General features: G+C 45.1%; 19 protein-coding genes. 8 read left to right on the top strand and 11 right to left on the bottom strand.

The features are described 5' to 3' along the window. The first annotated feature begins 64 nt into the window (after window positions 1–64). From ACRN9H_RS11395 to ACRN9H_RS11380, 4 genes are all read left to right on the top strand, one after another. Window positions 65–1111, top strand: a complete 1047-nt coding sequence (locus ACRN9H_RS11395; RefSeq protein ID WP_432313759.1) for a DUF3626 domain-containing protein — start codon at window positions 65–67, stop codon at window positions 1109–1111. Between the two features lie 367 nt (window positions 1112–1478). Next, on the top strand, window positions 1479–3422 hold the full coding sequence (cydD, locus tag ACRN9H_RS11390; RefSeq protein ID WP_432313757.1) for a heme ABC transporter permease/ATP-binding protein CydD: 1944 nt from the start codon (window positions 1479–1481) through the stop codon (window positions 3420–3422). After that, entirely contained in the window at window positions 3419–5170 is a 1752-nt protein-coding gene (gene cydC / locus ACRN9H_RS11385; protein ID WP_432313755.1) for a heme ABC transporter ATP-binding protein/permease CydC, read from the top strand. Before cydD ends, cydC begins: the two co-directional genes overlap by 4 nt. Window positions 5171–5225: 55 nt before the next feature. Continuing rightward, window positions 5226–5825: a class IV adenylate cyclase gene (locus ACRN9H_RS11380; protein ID WP_432313753.1), complete on the top strand. Its 600-nt coding sequence runs from the start codon at window positions 5226–5228 to the stop codon at window positions 5823–5825. Window positions 5826–5938: 113 nt separating this feature from the next. Here ACRN9H_RS11380 and ACRN9H_RS11375 read toward each other — a convergent pair whose 3' ends face one another. Both ACRN9H_RS11375 and ACRN9H_RS11370 read right to left on the bottom strand, forming a co-directional pair. After that, window positions 5939–6115, bottom strand: coding sequence for a helix-turn-helix domain-containing protein (locus ACRN9H_RS11375; RefSeq protein WP_432313751.1), 177 nt, complete (start codon window positions 6113–6115; stop codon window positions 5939–5941). Window positions 6116–6199: 84 nt separating this feature from the next. Further along, entirely contained in the window at window positions 6200–6937 is a 738-nt protein-coding gene (locus ACRN9H_RS11370) for a DUF599 domain-containing protein (protein WP_248938023.1), read from the bottom strand. 337 nt (window positions 6938–7274) lie between these two features. Here ACRN9H_RS11370 and ACRN9H_RS11365 point away from each other — a divergent pair, with 337 nt between their 5' ends. The 3 genes from ACRN9H_RS11365 to ACRN9H_RS11355 are packed head-to-tail and all read left to right on the top strand — an operon-like array spanning window position 7275 to window position 11336. After that, the gene (locus ACRN9H_RS11365) at window positions 7275–8822 is read left to right on the top strand and encodes an OmpA family protein (protein ID WP_432313749.1); all 1548 of its coding nucleotides are present in this window, start codon (window positions 7275–7277) and stop codon (window positions 8820–8822) included. Window positions 8823–8844: 22 nt separating this feature from the next. Beyond that, window positions 8845–10482: a hypothetical protein gene (locus ACRN9H_RS11360; RefSeq protein WP_432313748.1), complete on the top strand. Its 1638-nt coding sequence runs from the start codon at window positions 8845–8847 to the stop codon at window positions 10480–10482. Then, a complete protein-coding gene (locus ACRN9H_RS11355; protein WP_432313746.1) occupies window positions 10482–11336 on the top strand; it encodes a hypothetical protein in 855 nt (284 codons plus the stop codon). Before ACRN9H_RS11360 ends, ACRN9H_RS11355 begins: the two co-directional genes overlap by 1 nt. A 231-nt stretch (window positions 11337–11567) precedes the next feature. On the opposite strand, the gene putA is transcribed toward ACRN9H_RS11355, so the two are convergent. The 4 genes from putA to ACRN9H_RS11335 form a co-directional block, all read right to left on the bottom strand. Beyond that, the gene (gene putA, locus ACRN9H_RS11350; protein WP_432313744.1) at window positions 11568–14762 is read right to left on the bottom strand and encodes a bifunctional proline dehydrogenase/L-glutamate gamma-semialdehyde dehydrogenase PutA; all 3195 of its coding nucleotides are present in this window, start codon (window positions 14760–14762) and stop codon (window positions 11568–11570) included. Between the two features lie 248 nt (window positions 14763–15010). Then, window positions 15011–15559: a TIGR04211 family SH3 domain-containing protein gene (locus tag ACRN9H_RS11345; protein ID WP_432313742.1), complete on the bottom strand. Its 549-nt coding sequence runs from the start codon at window positions 15557–15559 to the stop codon at window positions 15011–15013. Between the two features lie 227 nt (window positions 15560–15786). Then, on the bottom strand, window positions 15787–17076 hold the full coding sequence (locus tag ACRN9H_RS11340; protein ID WP_432313740.1) for an inorganic phosphate transporter: 1290 nt from the start codon (window positions 17074–17076) through the stop codon (window positions 15787–15789). Window positions 17077–17102: 26 nt separating this feature from the next. Further along, window positions 17103–17783, bottom strand: a complete 681-nt coding sequence (locus ACRN9H_RS11335) for a TIGR00153 family protein (RefSeq protein WP_220772565.1) — start codon at window positions 17781–17783, stop codon at window positions 17103–17105. A gap of 231 nt (window positions 17784–18014) precedes the next feature. On the opposite strand from ACRN9H_RS11335, the gene ACRN9H_RS11330 reads away from it, so the two are divergent. Continuing rightward, a complete protein-coding gene (locus ACRN9H_RS11330) occupies window positions 18015–19511 on the top strand; it encodes an inorganic triphosphatase (protein WP_432313788.1) in 1497 nt (498 codons plus the stop codon). 89 nt (window positions 19512–19600) lie between these two features. On the opposite strand, the gene ACRN9H_RS11325 is transcribed toward ACRN9H_RS11330, so the two are convergent. The 5 genes from ACRN9H_RS11325 to ACRN9H_RS11305 form a co-directional block, all read right to left on the bottom strand. Then, complete coding sequence (locus ACRN9H_RS11325; protein ID WP_432313738.1) at window positions 19601–20422, bottom strand: ion transporter; 822 nt, start codon at window positions 20420–20422, stop codon at window positions 19601–19603. Window positions 20423–20594: 172 nt separating this feature from the next. After that, the gene (locus tag ACRN9H_RS11320; protein WP_432313736.1) at window positions 20595–20924 is read right to left on the bottom strand and encodes a hypothetical protein; all 330 of its coding nucleotides are present in this window, start codon (window positions 20922–20924) and stop codon (window positions 20595–20597) included. A 103-nt stretch (window positions 20925–21027) separates the two neighbouring features. Then, entirely contained in the window at window positions 21028–21681 is a 654-nt protein-coding gene (locus ACRN9H_RS11315) for a hypothetical protein (RefSeq protein ID WP_432313734.1), read from the bottom strand. A gap of 164 nt (window positions 21682–21845) precedes the next feature. Then, the gene (locus ACRN9H_RS11310; protein ID WP_432313733.1) at window positions 21846–22535 is read right to left on the bottom strand and encodes a PspA/IM30 family protein; all 690 of its coding nucleotides are present in this window, start codon (window positions 22533–22535) and stop codon (window positions 21846–21848) included. Between the two features lie 11 nt (window positions 22536–22546). Continuing rightward, window positions 22547–22960 carry a YjfI family protein gene (locus ACRN9H_RS11305; protein WP_432313732.1) on the bottom strand — a complete coding sequence of 138 codons (414 nt, stop codon included), beginning with the start codon at window positions 22958–22960 and terminating at the stop codon, window positions 22547–22549. Between the last annotated feature and the right edge of the window lie 37 nt (window positions 22961–22997).

Raw genomic sequence — 22997 nt, 5'->3', positions numbered from 1 at the left:
GGATGTTTATTTTAGGATAAAACATCTTCGTAAACGGTTAACGACCTCTTTTAATAGGTGAATTATGACAGCCATACAGCATATTGAACGCCTTGCTCGTGGACGCAGCGAACAGGCCGTTGCTGTAATTAAAAATGTGCAACAGATGTCAAATATCCCTATGCATGAGATGCAACTCGCCCTCAAGCAGTTATTCCACTGTGGCCGAATTGCATTACACTTCCATCCCGATAAAATTGATAGCCGTGGTATGACAGTGGCTGAAGGTTTACTGCGCGATGGCCAATACCGTAGCCAATTTGAAACCCATATCTCTAATGGTCAGTTGTCGCCTGAGTTAGGTGGCCCTCGAGATCATTGGGAAAATCAGCTTTTTGGTCATGTTTATAAGGGCACTAAATCACGGCCTAAGTACGGCGCACTCGATCTGGGCATGTGGCAGGATGGCCCTGCCCCCCGTTTTGGTAGTTGCTATTTACTGACCCAAACAGATGTGCTGGCACGCTCAACCTTTAGTTATCTTGATTCGTACCGTAATCCCAAAGAAAAGGGCACGTTATCCTGTTTTGATGACATTTTAGCCGCGCTGCTAACCGAGAGTTTTGAGCGCCATTATGCTTTAGGGAAATCGGATTTTAAGCCATTAAATGTGATCCATTATTTGGCGCATCAGCTCAACGCTTCTTTGCTAGCACGTTTTGAGCGCCCGTTATCAAATAATCTCGACCATTATATTGAGGCCCAGATCCACGGCGATGTGTCCCTCGATAAAGATATTGCCATGCTGGTGGCAGATCCCAGCTTTAAGGGAACGGATATTGGGTTAACGTTAAGCAATATTTGCGATAAGTACGATATCGAACTGCAATATCACGACGGTTTTAGTTTGCACACGGCGCAAATCCCGAGCGATTTTCGTGGTCCGACTATGCCATCACTGGCGAGCCGTATCGCGATAGACGATAGGGTTGATGCCCACGCTATTGGCGTGGCAATGCGGGATTTATACCATTCGCCGCAGCATTGGCGCGAACGCGGTAATCGCGCCCAAGTCGCCCACGAACTTAAGTTGCTCTGGCATGTACTAGTGAAATACGGTGCAGTGCAATAAGGGCTAAGCTTTTAAAAATCGTTTGATTGTAAGATTTGGCTCTCAAAAAACAGCAAGCTAACTTAAGGTTAGCTCGCTGTTTTTTGAATGCTGAGAGCGGCTATTCACTGAGCATGGGAAATGACCTTAGGTTTGCCAAACAGGCTAGTGCTAGGGAAAGTTCCGTTAACTCAGGAGTTTTTTCATCTTTAGCGCGTTTTTGTGAGTCTGCTAGCAAAAGTTTGTGGGAGGGTTTCATCTGCTGTAGATGCCTGCGATACTGCGTCCCTATCGGAAATTTTTAGCCGTTGCAAGGGTTTTAAACTCAGTGGTTATCGGTAACACATTCCTGCTATTTGTCGCTTAATCTTTTTCTTGTTGGAGCACCATGGATAAGTCGTTAGAAAAATCCCTTCTTGTTTGGCTTAAGACGCAAAAAAAAGCCTGCGGCGGATTTCTTAAATTATCTTTATGGCTGGGGATGATAAGCGCTATCGCTATGGTGGCGCAGGCTTATCTTATTGCGACGATCCTTGATGGCGTCATTCTTGGCGGTAAGCTCATAAATAGTGAGATTATAGGTGATAGCGGCACTCAGCCCTTGACGGTTAATCTTGCCGCTTTTATACCGCATTTTATTGGCTTAATTACGTTAATGTTACTGCGCGCATTACTCGCCTATGGGCGTGAGCGCGCCAGTTTTGAAGCGGGTAAACGCCTACGTGGCCATATCCGAGCTGCGGTAATGGACAAGCTGATTAAGCTGGGGCCTGCGTTTATTAAAGGTAAACCCGCCGGCAGTTGGGCGAGCATAGTGTTAGAACAAGTTGAAGATTTACAAGACTTTTATGCCAGATATCTTCCGCAAGTGAGTCTGGCTGGTTTTATCCCGATGGTTATTTTGGCGGCAGTATTCCCACTCAATTGGGCGGCAGGATTAATTTTATTGCTCACCGCGCCGTTAATTCCTATGTTTATGATTTTAGTCGGCATGGGCGCTGCCGATGCTAACCGTAAAAATTTCAATGCACTGGCCAGGTTGAGTGGTCATTTTATGGATAGACTAAAGGGCTTAAGCACCCTAAAACTATTCCACCGTGGCGATGCTGAACTTAACGTCATAGCCACGGCTTCGGAAGAGTTTCGCAGCCGTACTATGTCGGTACTGCGGCTCGCATTTTTAAGCTCGGCGGTATTAGAGTTTTTTGCGGCGGTGTCGATTGCGGTGTTAGCGGTGTATTTTGGTTTTAGTTATTTAGGTAACTTAGATTTTGGCTACTATGGCGCTCATGCCAATATCAGCGCGAGTGCCGATCCTGAACTGGGTGGGATTCCTTTTAGTTTGTTTACTGGGTTGTTTATTCTCATCTTAGCCCCTGAGTTTTATCAACCACTGCGGGATATGGGCACTCACTATCACGCTAAAGCACAGGCCATTGGTGCTGCAGAGGCCTTGATTACCTTGCTTGAATATCCTGAGCCCGAGTTTGCGGGAAAAATCCGTATTGATAATATCCAGACGCTTCGCGCTGATAATCTTGAAGTATTCAGTGTGGATGGCACGCGTTTATTAGGCCCATTGAGTTTTGATGTCCAAAGCGGTGAACATTTAGCTTTGGTTGGCCCAAGTGGCGCGGGTAAAACCAGTTTGCTCAATGCGCTACTGGGATTTTTACCCTACAAAGGCCATTTATTGATTAATAGCCATGAGTTATCAGCAGTCGATTTACCCCACTGGCGGCAACACTTAGCTTGGCTTGGACAAGAGCCGCAGTTATTCCACGGCACAGTGCGCGATAACGTTGCCTTAGCCAATCAAGCGATGCCAGATGATAAGATTTGGCAGTTGTTAACTGCGGCCAATATAGCCGAGTTTATTAAAGCGCAGCCATTGGGTTTGGACTCGCCGATTGGGGAGCAATCTTCAGGGCTGTCTGTTGGCCAAGCCCAGCGCATTGCCCTAGCAAGGGCGCTTGGACAGCAGGCAAGTTTATTTGTACTTGATGAGCCTACTGCGAGTTTAGATAGCCAGAGTGAGCAAGCGGTAAGCGCAGCCTTAAACACTGCGATGGCGGGCAAGATGTGCATTATGGTGACTCACAGATTAGATAAGCTCGATGAAATGGACTGCATTCTCGTACTAGATAAAGGCTCGATAGCGCAGCGCGGCAACTTTACCACTTTGTCTAACACGCCAGGATTATTTCAAACGCTATTGCGGGAGAATGTTGAATCTGTGGCAGATATTGAACTTGCACCGTTATCAAACACTAGCTTGGTTGATTCCACGCTCGATATTGCCGCAGATATCACTCAAGGAGACCGCCAATGAGAGTGCTGATCCCCTTTATTCGATTGTTTTCGCGCCAATGGCTCATGATGTCCGTGGGCTTATTGCTGACCATTATTACCCTCATCACAGGTATAGGTTTGCTGTCACTGTCGGGCTGGTTTCTTTCTGCTACTGCGGTAGCGGGTTTAGCGATAGTCACAGCACAAACATTTAACTTTTTTACGCCCGCGGGCGGGGTACGATTTTTCTCAATAGCGCGAACCGCCAGTCGTTACGGTGAGCGCTTAGCCACCCACGAAGCAACCTTTAAGTTACTGACCGAGCTACGCGTTTGGGCGTGGCGTAAGTTGTTACCGCTCAGTGCTAAAAACCTACAAGGGTTACGCCGTGGCGACATGCTCAATCGCTTAGTTGCCGATATTGATACCCTTGATCATCTCTATCTTCGTTTGCTCACGCCAATGGCGGCATCATTATTGATGACGGGGCTCTTGTATCTGTTCCTCGCTTGGTTTGATGCCAAGCTTGCCCTGAGTCTTTGCCTGTTCTTAGTGGCGGTTTGGTTAGTGATGCCATTACTATTTTATCGACTGGGACACGTGCCAAGCCGGACAATGCTCGAAACAAAACGCCAGTATCGGGTGCAATTATTAGATGTGTTGCAAGGCCAAGCCGAGCTGAGCTTATTTGGCGCTAACGACAGATTTAGGCAAAAATTGAATGAGGCAGAGGCTAGTTTGTTCAAAAGCCAAAGTGCGATGGCCAATATTACCGCGCTCAGCCAAGCCATGTTGATTATCTCAACGGGTTCAGCCTTGATTATGATGCTGTATTTAGCCGCTCAAGGGGTAGGCGATGCAGTACCGCCAGGGCCTATGTTTGCGCTTATGGTGTTTGCCACTATGGCCTGCGTGGAAATGATGATGCCGATTGCGGGCGCGTTTCAGCATTTGTCTGGCTGCGTACTCGCGGCGACGCGGATTAATGAAATCACCGAACAAGAGGCCGATATTCAATTTATGACCGATACAGGCTTAAGAGCCAAATCGGGGGCGCTGTTGATTGAAGATATCCATTTTGGCTATCGTGAAGGGCAAAGTGTGCTGCAAGGTTTGTCCCTTGAAATCAAAGCCGGAGAAAAAGTTGCGCTACTTGGGCCAACGGGTTGCGGTAAGTCGAGCTTATTGGCGCTCATCACCCGGGAATGGCAGGCGCAGCAAGGACTTATCAAACTCGATGGTCATGTACTTTCAGACTATAGCGAGCGCGGTCTGCGTGAGGCGATTACTGTGGTGAGTCAACGGATTTATCTATTTGCAGGCACCTTGCGTGAAAACTTAGTATTGGCCTTACCGGTTGTCGAAGGTGAAAAACGCACCGCCCATGATGCGCGTTTGATTGAAGTGCTGCAAAGAGTCGGGCTTAGCACCTTACTCACGGGCGATAAACCGCTGGAACTATGGATTGGTGAAGGTGGGCGGCAGCTTTCAGGCGGCGAGCAGCGCCGTATTGGTGTCGCGCGCGCCTTATTGCGTGACGCACCATTACTATTACTCGATGAGCCCACCGAAGGCTTAGATAAGCGTACTGAGCGGGAAATTTTAAGTTTACTATTTGAGTTTGCTAAAGATAAAACCTTACTGATGATTAGCCACCGTTTGACCGCAATGGCGAAGATGGACCAAATTCATCTGCTGCAAGAGGGCAAAATTAATGCCTCTGGCACTCATCAAAGTTTGATGGCAAACAGTAAAGAGTACCAAGCCTTATATCAAAAGCTTGCATAAATTTTAGATTACAACCTCACGCTATATTTTGCATATTAAAACTGGAACCGTGTCGATGAACCCTGCAATGCCAGTCGCCTTTGCCCCACAAATTAATGCCCACTTTAGTGGCAAATTTGAGGTTGAGCTTAAATATCGTTTAGTGGATCGAGATACCTTTTTTGCGGTTTTGCAAACAAGAAACCCCGAGGTCATGCTCGAAGATAATCTAGAACATGACTGTTACTTTGATTTAGCGTCACACTCACTGATAAGTGGGTACAAGAGTTTGTGTATCCGTGAGATGCAGCCATCGGGCATTATGCTGTGGATAGTCAAAGGCCCTGAAAAAGACCGCTGTGAAGCCGTTAATATCACAGATGCGACTAAGGCTAAGAGTATGCTGCATACCTTAGGTTACGAGTGTGTACTTGAAATCAAAAAGCGCCGTAGTATTTATTTTCTCGGTAAATTTCATCTAACACTGGACTATCTCGATGGGCTAGGGGATTTTGCTGAGCTGGCGATTATGACGGATGATGAAGCTCTGCTGCCTGAGTTTGAAGCGCAATTACTGCAACTTGCTACCGACTTAGGTTTATGTGAAGCGCAGCGGGAGCTTTTATCCTATCGACAACTCTCTCAAACTTTGAAGGCTAACGGGCTTAAAAAATGATATCCCCCAAGATGATTGGGGCTTGCTAATTAAGTACTAATATTGCCGATAAGCTCGCAATACTTACCTATCTGCACAAAATATTAAAGAGCGACTCTGCCAGATATTAACGATTAACCTAAGCGTTGCGAAAATGAAAGATAACGTTTTACTTCAGCCTCGTTGAATTTTAATTCGCCACCTTCTTGCACGCTCGATAGTAAGCTTTCCCGCGCAAAGCGTTTGATCGTTGCTGGTGTCTTATCGAGCATTTTGCATACTTCATCTAAGGTCAGTAAGTTCTCATTCATTGTGCTTTCCTATCATTTAGTTACGGTAACAGCAGTATAGGACAATAATGAAAACCTTGAACACGCGCTAATTAGCGAATGTAATTAGCTATGATGATCGTGCGAGTCTCCTCTTATTTGGCTTTCTACCAGTAAGTAGCCTTGTGCTGCTGTAATAGCAGTAACCGCGCGGGACTTGAACTCGCGGCGATATAAAGTTGCCACCACAAATAAACTCGCTGAGATAAACAATATTGGGTGTACAAACCAGCACAATACCGCCATCGAGAAATAATAGGCACGCAACCCATAGTTATAGGAGTGTGCGGCTTGATCTTGTACCGTTGCCATTTGTCTTGCGTAGGCTTTGAGATTATCGTTTGAGCCATCGCTGTCTAATGGCCCCGCACCAATCATGACATTCACAAACCCATATTGGCGCATTGACCAAGTAAACTGGAAGAAGGCCATCACAAAGATGCCAACTAATAGGGCAAGTTTGACTTGCACCAGTGAATGATTGGGGGGTGCAGCGAAAGGAATCGTCGATATCACGCTCTCTAACCGTTCAACTTGGGCAAATAAAGTCAGCACACCCGCGAGAACAAATAGGGTTGTTGAGGCAAAAAAAGCAATATTTCGTTCAAGGTTGGCCAGTAGCGCAGCATCACCAACACGCACATTACGGGTCATTACCTCAAGCATCCAATAAATTCTATGCTTATTCAGGCCACGGGCAATACAATCAGTATCTTTCGCCTTAATACGGGCAAAGGCGGTATAGCCAGCCCAAGAAACGATAAACCACATCAATGCAGAAATATCTAACAGCGAAAATGTCATAGCAACCTTAATAAAATTAACATGAGATAAAACGAGAACAGCGTCAGGTGCTAATTATGGGCTGTTTGAAAGAGTCGGCGCAACAGAGAAACGACGACCTTGGATAATTTTTTTTGATAGTGTTTAAGAGTTCACATTAAACTGTTTTGCAAACGCTTAGGCATCGGTCATTAAAGCTATTTTAGGTAGAAAATTACTTACAAATTGCAGCTTTAATTAATGTTTTGATTACATAATTGTCAACTTTAGATTGACTTTTTAAGGCTAATTCACTCTAATCCCTAACTTATTTTATGTATAGAATTCCGTTTGAATTTTAAAAAAGTTAGGGATGACGATGACGTTCAATTTCAAATCCATATCGCTAGCCATTGCTGGCGTATTATCGCTCAGTAGTTGTGCAATCACTCAATCTGTCGAAAATAATAAAGAAACTGTTATTGGTTGCGCCGTTGGTACAGGTTTAGGCGTACTGATTGGTAATTATTTGGGTGGGAAGAAAGGCATGGTTTATGGCGGCGCTGCAGGCGCAGCGATAGGTTGTACCGTCGGTTATGATTTTCAGAAGAAACGTGAAGCGTTAGAACAATTAGCCAAAACTGAAAACCTCGATATTCAATTCACCTCAATTAGTGCTTCAAAGGACAGTGATACGCAACAAAGCAGCCTGTTGATTAGTTCTCCTGAGCAGACAATGTCTAAGGATGAGCAGCAAAAGTATGCTGATTATCAAGTTGTGGGTATGGCTGCCACCGTTTCGAGTAATGAGGTGATGTTTGCTTCGGGATCCGCTGAAGCCACGGCAACGGCTAAACAAAAGTTTCAAAAACTCGCTGCTATTTATAAAGATTCTAAACAAAATATCTTGATTACTGGGCACACAGATGCCAGTGGTGGAGAGGCGCTAAATCAGGAACTCAGCGAAGCAAGAGCGCGCTATGTCGCAACGCTTTTTAATCAAGCGGGGATTCCGACAGAACGATTATTCTTCCAAGGTGCGGGCGAATCACAACCGGTTGCCGTCAACAGTGATGATGTGGGTAAGGCTAAAAACCGCCGCGTTGAGATTGTTGAAATCGAGGGTAAACCGGATCAATTATTGGCTTACTCCTATAAGCAAAAAACGAATTTGAGTTATTTATCCCGCCGTTCGCAGGATAAAGTGGCTACGGTTCAATCGACAAAAGAAGCCGCTCAAACTACTTCTACCCCAAGCTCATCGACCGCAGAGTCTGCATCAATCGAAATGACGCCGTCTGAAATAGTGAAATTACTTGAGCCCGTAAAGCAGCAACAAGCCCTCGTTGATTTTGGTGGCAAAAAAATGGCAGACGCCTCGACTAACTTTGCACAATTAGTGGGAGTTAAAAAAGAGAGCGGTTTTGCATTATTCAGTAAGGCCTATGCGTCAGAAATATCCAGTTTAAACTGCGCTGTAGAAGGGCCTCGGGTGACGGGCGATGTGAAGAGTTTATCTACGGGTGAGAGCTACAATCGTAATGATTACAACACCGCAGATTACTTACCCGGCATGAACGGGACGGTTTGGGTTAGTAAGGTTAACGGCCATTATATTGGTTTAACACCGGTGGCTGTCATTAAGGACAGTGGCACAGCGGTCTCTGCACCCAAGGTAAATATTTGGAAGAACTATAAAGGTTCAAGCAAAGACGCACCTAATTATCAACTGACTAGTCATGTAGAAACTTATTATGGCGATAAAGGTTTGTTATATCGAGTGTTTACAAGTGAGAAAGACTCGCCAGTGCGCTGCATGGATTTAGTGATGCCCATTGATCGTTCAGCTGCTGCGATTGCCGGCAAACTGTATTACGAGAAGAATAAAGCGGTTTATGAAGCCGATTTTGAACCAAAATTGTTATAAGAAACGCGCTTAGGAGTTAGAAATGGATTTGGTGTCTACGCTGTTTAACGAGTATCGCGCGTTAGTGTCGCTGTTACTGTCTTTAATGGTCTTAGTGGTCGTGATGACTATTTGGTGGGATAAAGTGAGCTTTTGGTGGCTCAATATGTGGTATGCCTTCCCATTGATCGGTAAGGAACGTCGCCTAGCGAAAGATTATGAAACTCAAGTTAAGATTTACGATAAAGATTGGCTGAACACCGAAGTCGCGCTGTGTACCGACTTTGCCGCTCATTACGAGAAAGTGAATAAAGACGAAGAGTTATTCAGTAAAAGCCAAGATTACTTAGGTAAAGTGACTGAGAACGGTCGCAATAACTTACACATTTTAGGTTGGGTCCTGATCGCCGCCTTGGTTTTTGTGGAGGCGATGGGATTTAGTTATGTGCTGTCTGGTTTCACTATCCCTGGCGCATCAGAAAAATTGCAACAGCAAGGTGCTGTGGGTATTGCTTTTATCATTTCAGTTTTACTGGTTGGTTTAACTCACTTTACTGGGCATGAGTTACATGCCAACTCGCTGATTAAAAAAGCAAAGGTATGGTGGAAAAATGCTAAAAATCGTGATAAAGCCACCCCAGAACTAGCCCCTAATACCCGTATTAATTTAGATAAAACCTTTGACGATGATGACGAGCCGCAATACAAACAAGTTATTAATCGGATTTCTACAAATGCTGAAGTTAAACCCCGTTATTTCATCACGGCGGTTACCGCGATTGCGATTATTGTCATTGCAGTCTTGGCGACGTATGTTCGTGGTCAAGTGCTTGAAAAAATGCACATTGACGAAGTGTTGATAAAAACTTCCGGTGAAATGTATCAAACTCAAGATCCCTACGCTGAAGCGCCGCCCGCATTTTTAGTCGAAGAAGCGAAAAGTGCCGACGATAAAGCGGGCGGAGATATTTGGGAACGTGAACAGAAAGGTGGTTGGGGAACCTTCATCTTCCTCGCATTCTTGTTTGTACTGTTACAAATTTTCGGTATTTTGATTGGTTTTAAAACCGGATTTGCAGGTAAGCATTCTAAAGATGCCCGTAAAGAAATCGGTAACTTTAAGAGTGAGCGTGAGTTTAAGACGCATTATTCACGCTTAAAGCAGCAAGTTGCACGTGTGGCGCAAAAACGCTTAACCAACTTACAACAAAGAATGAATCAAAAGGCTGAGATTAACTGCCAAGATCCTAAAGTCTTGCAAGTATTAGAAGCCTGTGGCGATCGTTCATTCTTGATGTATATGGAAGACTTAGGTAATGCGGAAAATCGCTATGATCAATCGGTACGGTTACGCGAGCATCAAACGTTAGCGAGTCATCAGGCGCTGAAAAATACACCTGCCGCGGCAGAAAAAGTCGCTGCGGCAAGGATCATCGACGATGTTGTCACTGAGTCGCCAGAACAAATGGCAGCCAGACTTAAAGCTGAGTTGATTGCCGATGCAGCTGCAAAGCAAGCAGCAGAAGCTAAAGCCGCAGCTCAAGTAGAAACACCAGAGCAAGCTGAGCAGCGTATTCGCCAAGAATTGCTTGCTGAAATGGCGCCACCACCAAAGGTAGCTGAAACGGAAGAGCAGATGCGTGATCGTTTACGCAAAGAGTTGCTGGGAGAATTAAGTTAATGGCATGCGTGACAAAGCTCGCTAAGTTCGTTATCGGTGGCCTATTGGGGTCTTTCGCTATTTCTGCGAGCTTACCGCTCATCGCTGCCGAGAGAAATGACATTAAAAGTTGCTACGAGTTTGCCAAAATTGATCCCAGTACCGCGACATCAGTATCAGGGCGGCACTTATTTGTGGCAATCGATGGCACCTTTTCCCCTGATCTTAATATCAAACAATCAGTACATGAAAAGGTACATCTTTTTCTTCAGCCAGGCGACAAAATCACCATCATCAGTTTTAGTGCTTATGTGAAAGATTATTATACCGATGTCTTGTTTAGTGGCCGATTGGACACCAACATTGCTGATAGAGATGATGTTTCAAAGAAAAACTTGATGACCTTTGATAGCTGCATGAATAAACAGGCTCAGTTTGTTAAGAGTAAAATTGATGCTCATATCAAACATGCTTTTAAAGCTGATGATGTGGATTTACCCAAAACGGAAATCCTCAGCAACCTTTCGCAAGTAATAGCGCCGCAAGTGGCAGCTGATAACGAAGGGCGACGAGTGTTGTTATTGGTCTCTGATATGGTTGAGAACTCGGATGTCACCAGCTTTTACAGTAAAAATGCCTTAAAAGTTATTGCTCCTGAGCAAGAAATGCAAAAAATTACTAAAGCCAATATGCTCAGTGATTTTAAGCAGGCAGATATTTATGTTCTAGGTGCAGGCTGGGTTCCGGCAACGTCAAAAGGATTTCGTGGTGGCCAAGTCATGTTGCCGTTAAAGCAGTTTTGGCAGCAATATTTTGCATCATCCCATGCCGAACTCAAAGGTTTTGGTCAGCCGGTATTAATGACCGATATGTGATGCAGTTTTGGTTCAATAGCACTTACACTTAGTTAAGCACAGCGAAATAGCAGATCTGTAGTGGTTATCGAAGTCTTAAACGTAGTGTTGGGTTATGCGATTGATTTAAAGTAAAAAAGCCAGACGATAGTCTGGCTTTTTTAATGGCTTAGCGATTAGTTTTGATAGTCACGATATTTCAGAGCGATACCAAAAAATATCGCGACTATTTAACACAAAGATGCAGTGAGTTTATTCGTCACCGTCACCCAATGATAGCAAGGTCGCGTTACCACCAATGGCGGTGATGTTGTTAGTGCGAGTCTTTTCGGTCACAAAACGGGTTAAGTAGTGCGGACCACCGGCTTTAGGACCAGTACCTGACAAACCTTGGCCACCAAAAGGTTGTACGCCAACCACTGCGCCGATTTGGTTACGGTTAATATACACGTTACCTACATTCACTTTATCCGCGACTTCTAATGCATGGCCTTCGTTACGGCTATGAATGCCCAGCGTTAAACCAAAGCCTGTGCTATTGATTTCATTAATCACTTGGCTAAGTTCTGCCGCCTTGTAGCGAATAACGTGCAGGATTGGGCCGAAGTGTTCTTTCTCAAGTGTTTTAATCGAATCAATTTCAACCGCCGTAGGTGATACAAAATGGCCGTTTTCAGTGCCCGCAGGCAGCGGCATTTGCTTGATAAGCTTACCGACTTGCTTGATATGGTCGATATGCGCATCTAAGTTGGCTTTTGCTGTGGCGTCAATCACTGGACCCACGTCAGTTTTAACTGAACTTGGGTTACCAATGACTAATTCGTCCATCGCGCCTTGCAATACTTCAATAACGCGATCGGCTATATCTTCTTGCAAGAAGAGCACTCGCAGCGCTGAGCAGCGTTGACCCGCGCTGGTGAATGACGATGACACCACATCGTTAACTACTTGCTCAGGTTGAGAGGTTGAGTCCACTACCATGGCATTTTGACCGCCCGTTTCGGCGATTAATGGAATAATCGCGCCTTCGCGGTTGGCGAGTGTGCGGTTAATCAGTTTTGCCGTGCCAGTTGAACCGGTAAAGCACACGCCACCGATACGTTCATCGGCCGTAATTGCGCTACCCACAGTCACACCAGTACCTGGTAAGAATTGCAGTACTTCAACAGGAATACCGGCTTGGTGAGCCAGCTGCACCGCACGGTAACCAATAATTGAGGTTTGCTCCGCAGGTTTAGCAATAACGGTATTGCCTGCCGCTAACGCCGCAGAAACTTGACCTAAGAAAATTGCTAGTGGGAAGTTCCATGGGCTAATGCACACGAATACACCGCGGCCTTGGAGGAACAGTTCGTTTAATTCACCCGTTGGGCCTGGAAGCAGTTCAGGTTTTGCCATCATCTTCTTGGCTTGTACTGCGTAGTAACGACAGAAATCAACAGCTTCACGCACTTCATCGATACCATCTTGAATGCTCTTGCCCGCTTCACGGGTACAAAGGGCAATTAACTCTTCGCGGTTTTCTTCTAATAAATCAGCTAATTTTTGCAGCGCAGAGGCGCGAATTTCTACAGGCGTACGCGTCCACGAAGCAAATGCCGCGTCAGCAGACGCCAGTGCTAACTCTATGGCAGCATCGTCGGCAAAGGCCACTTGACCTACGGTTTGAGTGGTGTCGTATGGACTAACAACGGTCTTGTACTCGCCAGTTAAGGTTTTACCGTTAACCAGAGGACCTGCTTGCCATTGGGTATCTTTAAAATGCTCTAATGCGGCGAAAAATGGCTCAGATTCGGAAATAATGTTCATATTGAGTCCCTTGGAGTTTTTGCGATCGCTACCGAATATATCGGCAGGCAAAACGATTTTTTTGTTAGCCAGGGTTTTATAGCCCGTCAGCGTTGTTAGTGGATGCACCACTAATGAGTCGATTGGGGTTTTAGGATCGACGAGCTTGTGGACGAACGAAGTGTTGGCCCCGTTTTCCAGCAGACGACGCACTAAGTAGGGCAGTAGATCCTTATGGGCACCGATGGGCGCATAAATACGTACCGATTTGGCGCCAGCTTCCGACAAAATGGTGTCGTACAACTCTTGCCCCATACCGTGTAAGCGTTGGAACTCATGGTGACGTTCGCCCGCCATATCTGCAATCGCAGCAACGGTTTGCGCATTGTGGCTAGCAAACTGTGGGTATATAGCGCCGCTGGTCGCATCCGATAACAAGTAGCGGGCGCAGGCGAGATAAGAAACGTCAGTACCGGCTTTGCGAGTGTAAAGTGGGTAAGCGGCTTCGCCAGCTTGTTGGGCCCATTTAAGTTCGCTATCCCAATAGGCGCCTTTTACCAGACGTAAGGGAATTTCGTCCCCTTGCTCTTTTGCAAGACGGGTTAACCAAACCAGCACAGGTAGGGCACGCTTAGAGTAAGCTTGAACCACAATGCCGAGTAATCCCCAGCCTTTTGCCGCTTCTGAATTAAACAGTTTTTGGAACAGCTTTAGTGACAATTCGAGGCGATCGACTTCTTCAGCATCGATAGAAATACCGATATTTAAGCCGCGCGCTAATTTAATCAGGCGAATAACGGTGTCATATAATTCAGTTAAAACGCGATCTTCATTCGCGACTTCATAGCGTGGATGCAACGCCGATAGTTTGATTGAGATAGTTGGTCGCGGTGATTCATTTTCGTTATAGTTTTGCGCCCCCAGCTCTGTGATAGCATTGGCGTAATCGGTAAAATATTTATCAGCATCTTTACGGGTTAATGCCGCTTCACCGAGCATATCGTAGGAGTGGGTATAACCGAGTTTACGTTTGTCTTCGCTGTTTTTAAGGGCTTCTTTCATATTGCGCCCTAACACGAACTGCTTACCCATGATCTTCATTGCAGCCATCATGGCTTGGCGGATCACCGGTTCGCCGAGGCGATTGACTAAACGGCTCAGTAAGTTGCTCGGGGTACCATCGATTTTTTTATCCAGCTTAACGATTTTGCCTGTGAGCATCAGCCCCCAAGTTGATGCGTTAACCAGCACTGAGTCACTCTTGCTCATGTGCTCATCCCACTTAGCCCCTGAAAGCTTATCTTCAATCAGTGCATCTGTAGTGGCTGCATCGGGAATACGTAACAACGCTTCGGCTAAACACATTAGGATAATCCCTTCCTGCGTTTCTAAGCTGTACTGTTGCAGAAAGGCGTCTATACCGACCATTAAGCCTTTTTTATCGAATTGACGAACTTTACTGACCAGTTCGTGGGCGCGACGAGTGACACGCTCTATGGTTTCATCACTGGAGGGAACTAGTTTGATTAGCTCTGACAAGTATTGTTCTTCGTCGACAATATAGTTATCGCTGACAGCTTGGAACAGTTCGTCGAGATTGGCAGAATCGTAGCGGCCTGCCAGCACTTCACTCGCTTTGAACATAGTAATCGCTTCCATCTTGGCCGTTTTTAGGGCGTTATTGTTGAAACAAATGGGGAGGCGCTAAACGCATTTAGTATTTTGTATACAATATGAAGGTTTGCGCGCGCCGATTATACAACCAAAATGTGACGGACAACACCATAGTGTGAGTAATTGTAAGGCTTGTTTGACGGGTTTGTTAATAGCCAGATGTAATGCGGAGTTGACAAAAAAGCCAGTGTTTAAAAACACTGGCTTTAGTGACTAAAGAAAAGCGTATTAGACTACATCCAGCGCTTTTTATTGCGACGCTGTGGTCTAGGTAAATAAACTAAAACAATCCCTACGAGCAAGCCCATACCAGCAATTAATCCGCCTTGACGCCATAATTCGAAACGTTCATCTTGTGCGGTGCGATCTAAGGCTACTTTGAGCTTGTCACGTTCTTGGGTGGTGGTGGCTAGGTTGCTTTCTAGCTCTATTAACTTAGCTTTTAGCTCGGTAACTTCGTCAGCGTGGTTATCCGTTGATCCTAACACTTCGGTCAATTTAGCCTTAGCTTGGGTTAATTCAGCGGTTAAGGCTGGCACTTGTTCACGAAAACTTTGAGTTGAGCTAATTAAGCTCGTTTGCACCCAGCCTTCGCGATTTTTATGATCGATTATTTTGGAATAATCGCCCTGAGTTTCATTGAGCAGTGTCACAGGTTGCCCAGCTTCGATTGATCCTACTATTCGAAACTCAGTACCTGGGCCGCCTAGAAGATAAAGAAACACATTATCTGATATGTAACGGGATTGGCCTTCGGCCAGCAGGTTGGAAGACAGTAACATCATTCCTACCAGAGTAAGGAGTCTAAACACTTTTGTATTCTCATCAACGAAATAGTCTGCACATGCTATGGATTTGAGGCCTGTAATGCAAGAGGGAAGTCATAGACTTCCCTCTACTTTACTGCATCCATGCTATGTATATTCCAATTTAATGCGCACGTTTCTACAATCTTCTTGCCCTCGGTGTTGGGATGACTTACTCGTTATAAGCGCCCCTGCGAGACTTATTAATTAAAGACACCTTTAATTATAAAGAAGAAGATAATAGATAAACCCGCTCCTGCAGGTAGAGTTACTACCCAAGAGACAACAATATTACGTACTACACCGATATTGATAGCTGCGATACCACGAGCCATACCTACACCTAATACCGCACCCACTAAGGTTTGTGTGGTCGAAATAGGTAAACCAGTGCTTGAAGCGATAACGACAGTGGTTGCCGCGGCTAATTCTGCTGCAAAGCCACGACTTGGCGTCAAGTGAGTGATGTTTTTGCCGATAGTTTGCATTACACGCTGACCAAAAATAGCCAGACCCATCACAATACCTACGGCACCTAAAGGTAAAATCCACCAGACTAGAGCTGATTTAGCTGCAATTTCACCACCACTATTCACTACAGCCACAACCGCAGCTAATGGGCCAATCGCATTTGCTACATCGTTTGAACCATGGGCAAAAGCCATACAACAGGCTGTCAGTACCATCAGGATCGCAAATACTTTTTCAACGTTTTTGAACTGTGTTTGACGATCTGCTTTATCACTCATTTGTAAGCGTGAAATGGCAATTTTACCTGTGATGCCCACTACGGCGGCAATAGCAGCTGCGAGTAGGTAAGATTCGGTAATAGAGAAATGCAGACCAACGTGAGACAACCCTTTCATAATTGTCATTAATGACATGATGAAACCAGCAAATGCCATATAGAAAGGGACGAAACGCTTAGCATTACTTAAAGGATCATCAGTGTTGAAGATAAGTTTTTGTACGCTTTGGAAGAGGATGAATGCCATAAAGCCCGAAATAGCAGGGGTTACGATCCAAGAACCTACAATCCCACCCACTTTATCCCATGAGACTGAATCTGCGCCAACACCCACTGCTGCGAAACCTATAATGGCACCGACAATAGAGTGAGTCGTTGATACTGGCCAGCCAAGAGCTGATGCGACTACAAGCCAAATACCAGCCGCCAATAATGATCCTATCATGCCGTAAACCAGCAATTCAGGCGTGGCAGTGAAATAGCTCGTATCAATAATACCGCTACGAATAGTATTGGTAACTTCGCCCCCAGCTAAAAATGCACCGGAAAACTCAAAGATCATTGCGATAATAATCGCTTGTTTAATTGTAATTGCGTTTGAACCGACAGAGGTTCCCATCGCATTGGCGACATCATTTGCGCCAATACCCCATGCCATGAGAAAACCAAATGCAGCCGCAATGGCAATAAGCCACGGGCCATTAGTGACTAAGACGTTAGCCACCTCAATACCTGCATCAACCATATTGATACCTTGATAACCTTAATTTATTAAACGCGAGCCAGCATAAGCTCAAGACGCGAACCGACGCGTTCGGCAAGATCTGCAAGACCACCGACCCACTCAATCGTTTTGTAGAGGAACATTACATCGATAGGATTCAATTGCGACTCCATAGCGAATAACTGACGGCGTAACTGAATTTGTAGATCGTCAGTATCTTCTTCGATAATATCGAGTTCGTTGATCATTTTGGCCACTAAGTCGAGCTCACGACCACGGAAACCGGTTTCGAGTAGATCTTCGAGTTCGTTAATGACTTGTTTTGCAAGGGCAACCGCATCTATACAACGTTGTAGGTAAGCGATAAAAGGAACTTGCATGATCTGAGGAATTAACAACTGACGGCCGATAACACGGCCTGAAATATCTTTTGCCTTGTTGGCGATTTTGTCTTGTTGGGTTAATAGTTCCAATAGATCGGTACGTTCTACAGGCATAAACAAACCGCTTGGCAGAGTGAGGCGAATTTCACGCTTTAGTGAATCTGCTTGCTTCTCGGCTAAACTAATTTGCTTACGTAATTGAACTGCACTGTCCCAGTCATCTGCGAGAGTCGCTTCGAAAAAGGGGACCAGTAACGATGCGCAATCGTGTACTTTGTCCATGTGCTCTTGAAGGGGCTTAATTGGCGATTTTGCAAACACGCCCAAAATAGAGTTTACTGGCATTGCCGTTTACCTATTTAGATTGTTCCATTATTGGAAAAAGCGGGCGCATGTTAACCTAAGCGTCCGCATATTGAAACTGTGTTTTTTAAGAAAAAACCACAGCGTTATTCTAACGGGTTATCTACCAACTGCAAAAGCAAATCCTACGGGATTTTTATGACACATTTGTGACATTATGAACGAAACATGACGTATCAATGAATATTTGATGACAAAATGAGCGGTTATGCAATGAATGCTGAGATTGAATTAAAACTATTTTTCCTGCCAAAATATCAACAATCCCTGATAAATAAGTTAGATAGCCTCGATAATAGCGTGCCTCAAGGGCAGCGTCGTTTAACAAACGGTTACTTTGATACGCCTGATCTGCAATTGCGCCAATGGGATATGGGACTGAGAGTGCGTGGCGATGATGAACATCGAGAACAAACCATAAAAACTGCGGGACAGGTCATTGGGGGGATTCATTCTCGGCCTGAGTATAATGTGACCATTCAATTGGATAGCCCAAATTTAAGCCTGTTCCCCAGCAGTATCTGGCCGAGTAATGCCGATTTAGCTTCTACTCAAGTCCAATTGGATTGTATTTTCCATACTGATTTTTATCGCCGCGCTTGGCATATTCATATAGATGATAGTTTGGTTGAAGTCGCCTTAGACATAGGTGAAATCACTGCCAATGGTCAGCAAGAAGCTTTATGCGAACTGGAATTCGAGCTGCTCAGTGGCGATACCGAGGCCTTACTTAAGCTTGCCATTCAAGTGGCGAGTGTTGTGCCTGTTCGTTTAGGTAAAGCCAGTAAAGCGCAGCGAGGATATCGGTTAGCCGGTAAAGCTCCGCCGCTTCACTTAACCGCGTTAGAATTTTTACCACTTGCCGAACACAGCGAGACTCTCTCACCCGATTTAACCGCAAGCTGTCAAACATTACTCGAAATCGCCCTTGAGCGCTGGCAATTATTAGAAAGTATGATTGCAGATGAGCATGAGCCAGAGGCCTGTATTGCACTCTGGTGGCGTATGCGCGCCTGTATCCGTTTACTGCGCATTACCCTAAGTCAGTTTGCTTTATTGGATGCAAGGCTTTTGAGTCAATTCATGTTGATTGAAAAGCAACTCGATTTTATTGAACCAGCGCAGGCGTTAACAGCGTTACTGGGTAGTCAATATCGTTTGTTTCATCGACAGTCGCAGAGCCGTCAATTAAAACAACAGCTACGGTTTGACTTAGACAATATTAAGCTCGATGAACAATTAAGCTCACTTTGGCAGCAGCCTGAATACGGTCAGTTACAGTTAGCGGTAGTGGAACAGTTGCTTAAGGTGAGTGCGGGTGAGCTTGGCAGTATTAAGCCGCCAAGTTTGCGCCAGCATGCTGATAGTGCTCTGCAAGCTTCTTGGCAGGCCATATTTGACGTGATGTCATGTGATACTTCTATGACGAGCACTCATTACTTACAAGCGTCTACAGTGCTTGATGAGAGCATTCTCGTCGGTCAGGCTTATGGTAGTTTGTACGATGTTAAATTGCGGGATATGTTTCGCGCCCCTTGGCTTGATTTAACCCTAGGGATTAAAACCTTGGCGTGTTATAGCGCCTTAGAACATGCGAGCCGTAAGTTGGATATTGATTTACATGAGTGGCTTGATGATAAACAGCAGAGCCTGCTGTTTGCAATGGAGTCAACGCGCCTCAACGCGTTACAACAACTTGGCTATTGGTAGTTTTTAGCGGTTAATGTTGTTTGAATGTAGTAGCTTGATATACAGGCCTAATCCAATAACGGGTTGGCCTTTTTTATCGGCATTAATGGTTAGATTTTTTTATCAAGACTCTGTTGCAACTCCGTTATTTTGGCGAGCATTTGCGTTTGGTTTTGTTCCATCTTTAGTTGGTTTTCTTCCATTCTTGCTAACGCTAATTCAAGCTCAGATTTTAGCTCGGCTTTACTTGCATCGTGGCGCTCCTGACGTTCAGCCTCATCGGGTGCGACAAATACTGACGCCATATAGCCTGAAATAACCCCGAAAAAACTCACCCCGCTAACAATCACTATACCGCCTATGATATGGCCTGGCGTACTCACAGGATAATAATCGCCGTAGCCCACGGTCGAGATAGTCACTAATGCCCACCAAATTGCCTGCTCAGCGGTTTGAATATTCGCACCTTTAGTGCCGCTTTCGACGATGAGTATAATGACAGAGGCCAAGGTCAAAATAGTCACCATAGCGACCAATAAACTGGCTAAGGTGGCTTGTTTGCGTTGTTTTATGAGCGGTAGGAGCAGTGAGCGACTCATGCGGATAAGACGGATTACCCGCAAAATTTGGAACAAACGCGCCATTCGCAGTGCTTCTATTGCTGGGATGCTGGCAATAAAATCAATCCAATGGTGTCTAATAAAAAACAGTTTATCGCGAGCGCGGAATAATCCGATAAAGAAGTTAAGCATGAAAATCATGCAAATACTGGTGTCAATAAAGAAGAGTAAGCGGTAGGTTTCGCTATCCAGACGGCCAAATGTCATGACGAGCACAATAATCACTGACAGCAAAGATAAAATCATCATTGCCATTTCGAATGGAGAAGGCGTCCCAAGGGTGCGAAGTGACCATGGAGTTTTATCTGTCATGCCAAACATCATTCCTGTTTAAGTGCGGCGGATCACTAAAGTAAAAGACTTTCGACTGTGAGTAAATTGACTTAGCGAATTTAAGGACACTTTATGAGCTCTTTATGAGTAGGATACCCGTTACTCCAGCGCGTTTAGCTTAAGGCTCGCATGCCGATGTGGAATGTGAGTATCAGCTTTTATCAACAAAGTGGACGAGGTCATCGAGTACACGACGTTTAATCTCGAGCTGTGAATCGGCACTTAAGCCATACTTTTCTGCGAGTTGAATGTAGTCGTCGGCATTGAGTGACACGGTGAGACGTGGGCGAGAAGGGCGTTTTGATACCGTTAAGCCCAAAATAGTGCGAATTTGATCGGAAGGGCTAACGCCTGCATCTAACGCGGCTTTACGAATCGAATATTGAAATTTTTCATCGAGATCGAAAGCCACTTGTGTTGCTTTCGCCGCCTGTTGGTTTTTCAACCATTGCTCGGGGAGAGCATGCTTGGTTTTACTCATAACGTATTACCTATTGCTATCAATCGTTTCTATCGCGCTTATTTGTGAGATTGTATTGGGATTATTGATAAAGTGCGAGCCCGCACTTTATCTTATTTTTGCATTATTTAGCTGGCCAGTAATCGCGAATATCCGTCAGTGGGCGATATAAGGTCAATACGACATCGGTATCGCCACCTTCGTAGACTTCCACTTCGACGGCTCGGTTCTCATCGTCATCGAGGAGCAAATAATACTCGAAGGGTTCACCCGTGGCGCCATTAGCATCCTGTGGCGGCTTTTGGCCACGATAATCCTGACGATGGAAATAGCCAAAAGCGGCAAAAGTCACTTGGTGATATTGTTTTCCAAGCCATTGTTCAAGTTGTTCAGCTAATTCGGCCGGTAATACTTGCGTAGTTAATTCGGCATGACCCGGTTCCTCGAACAGGGTGCTGAATTGTTCGAGATCGAATAATTGCTCCACTTGGGCGCGGGAAACCTTAATCGAAAAGGCGAGATAGGTTTCGTCGTCTTCTTCAATGCTCAAAAAGAGAGTATCGCTACCATGTCCCTTGAGTAACCATTCGGAGTGTTGTTTACGTTCAGACTCGTAAGTATGTACGGCTTCGACTCTTAATTGTTGACCACGGAGTTGTGGTGGCAGGGCAAAACTATCATCGATTGAGATCATGTCGCCTACATTGAGCTGGGATGGGTGATTGAGCTCACGCTGTGGCGGGGCTTTCTTATCAAAAATACTATTGAAAAATCCCATAGTGACTCCTGCTGACTATGCTCGAGTGCGGCCTCATATTGATTGGCTGCGGATATTCACGGGCAATAGTGGTCATTTTTATTTAATGAGGATGAAACAAAAAAATGCCGAGGTCAGTAGGGGGTGATGATCCCACTGAGACTCGGCATTCGGTCAATCATTGCTTAGCTTTTACGTGCTTTGATTCGATCTAGCACTGCATTTGCGTTTGACTTTTGCTCACCAATACCGGCTTCGGCTAGCTTGGCTTGTAACGACTTATCACTGTTTTCATCGGCTAAGGTTTCAGCCGCTTTTAAACGGTCGTCAAATTGTTGTTGACGTGCCTTGATACGTTCTAGTGAATCTTTAGCGTTCAGCAGCTTAGAGTTGCTAGACGCGAACGAGTCAGTAATGGTTGCCGTCGCTTTTTGGACGCTTTCGGTGGTTTTAACCATGCTCAACTGACGTTGATAATCAGACAGTTGGCGCTCGGTTTTCTTCACTAAGTCTTTCAAACGTGCAGCATGGGCGCTAAAGCTGTCGTTGGCGCTTTGTTGCTCAGACAACTCTTGGTCTAACTGAGCAATCTTTTCAGCAATTTCAATCGCTAAGGTTTCGTTACCTTTATCAAGTGCTTGTGTTGCATAACCTTCGTGTTCAGCGATAGAACGCTTTAGGCGGTCGATTTCACGACTGGCTTGCATTTCTTTCGCCATCACATCAGTCAGTTCACGTTTAGCATTGGTTAAGTGCTTTTCAGCGTCACGCACTTCCTGTTCGAAAATACGGGTTGAGTTTGCATCAACGATACTTTGGCCAACTTCGGTGGCACCACCGCGAAACGCTGTTAAAATTTTATTTAAAATGCCCATTTTGTGGCTCCTTATTTAAGATAGTCGACCATTTCATCAATAACTTCTAAACAGTTATCAGATAAAACTGCTAATTCTTGCTCGATTTCGAGCATGCTAGATTGTAGTGATAGCGCACCGTAAACCACGTATTTGTCATCAATTTTTGCAAAGGCTGACAAGGGCATTGGAATGTTGAGCTCTAGCATAGTTTCAAACATTTCACTGCGACGTTCTTGGTTTACTTCGTTCTCGCCCCATAAATAGCTGATGCACAGGATCTGATTGTCCGTTACCGATACAAATACCGGGATTTCTTCACGGCCGACCACATTCACTTGCAACACTTCGACTTCACCAGCAATTGGATAACAATCAAATTGAAAGCCAGTTTGGCTATTGTTGCCTAGACTGTTGAGGTGGTTGGCAATGGTATGGATATTCATATTTGTCCTTATTGACATATTATGTCTGTGTTCAAAG

It is taken from the genome of Shewanella sp. MF08487, from assembly GCF_050848685.1.
GTDB classification, from domain to species: Bacteria; Pseudomonadota; Gammaproteobacteria; order Enterobacterales; family Shewanellaceae; genus Shewanella; species Shewanella glacialipiscicola.
This window is presented reverse-complemented; position numbering and strand designations above follow the sequence as displayed.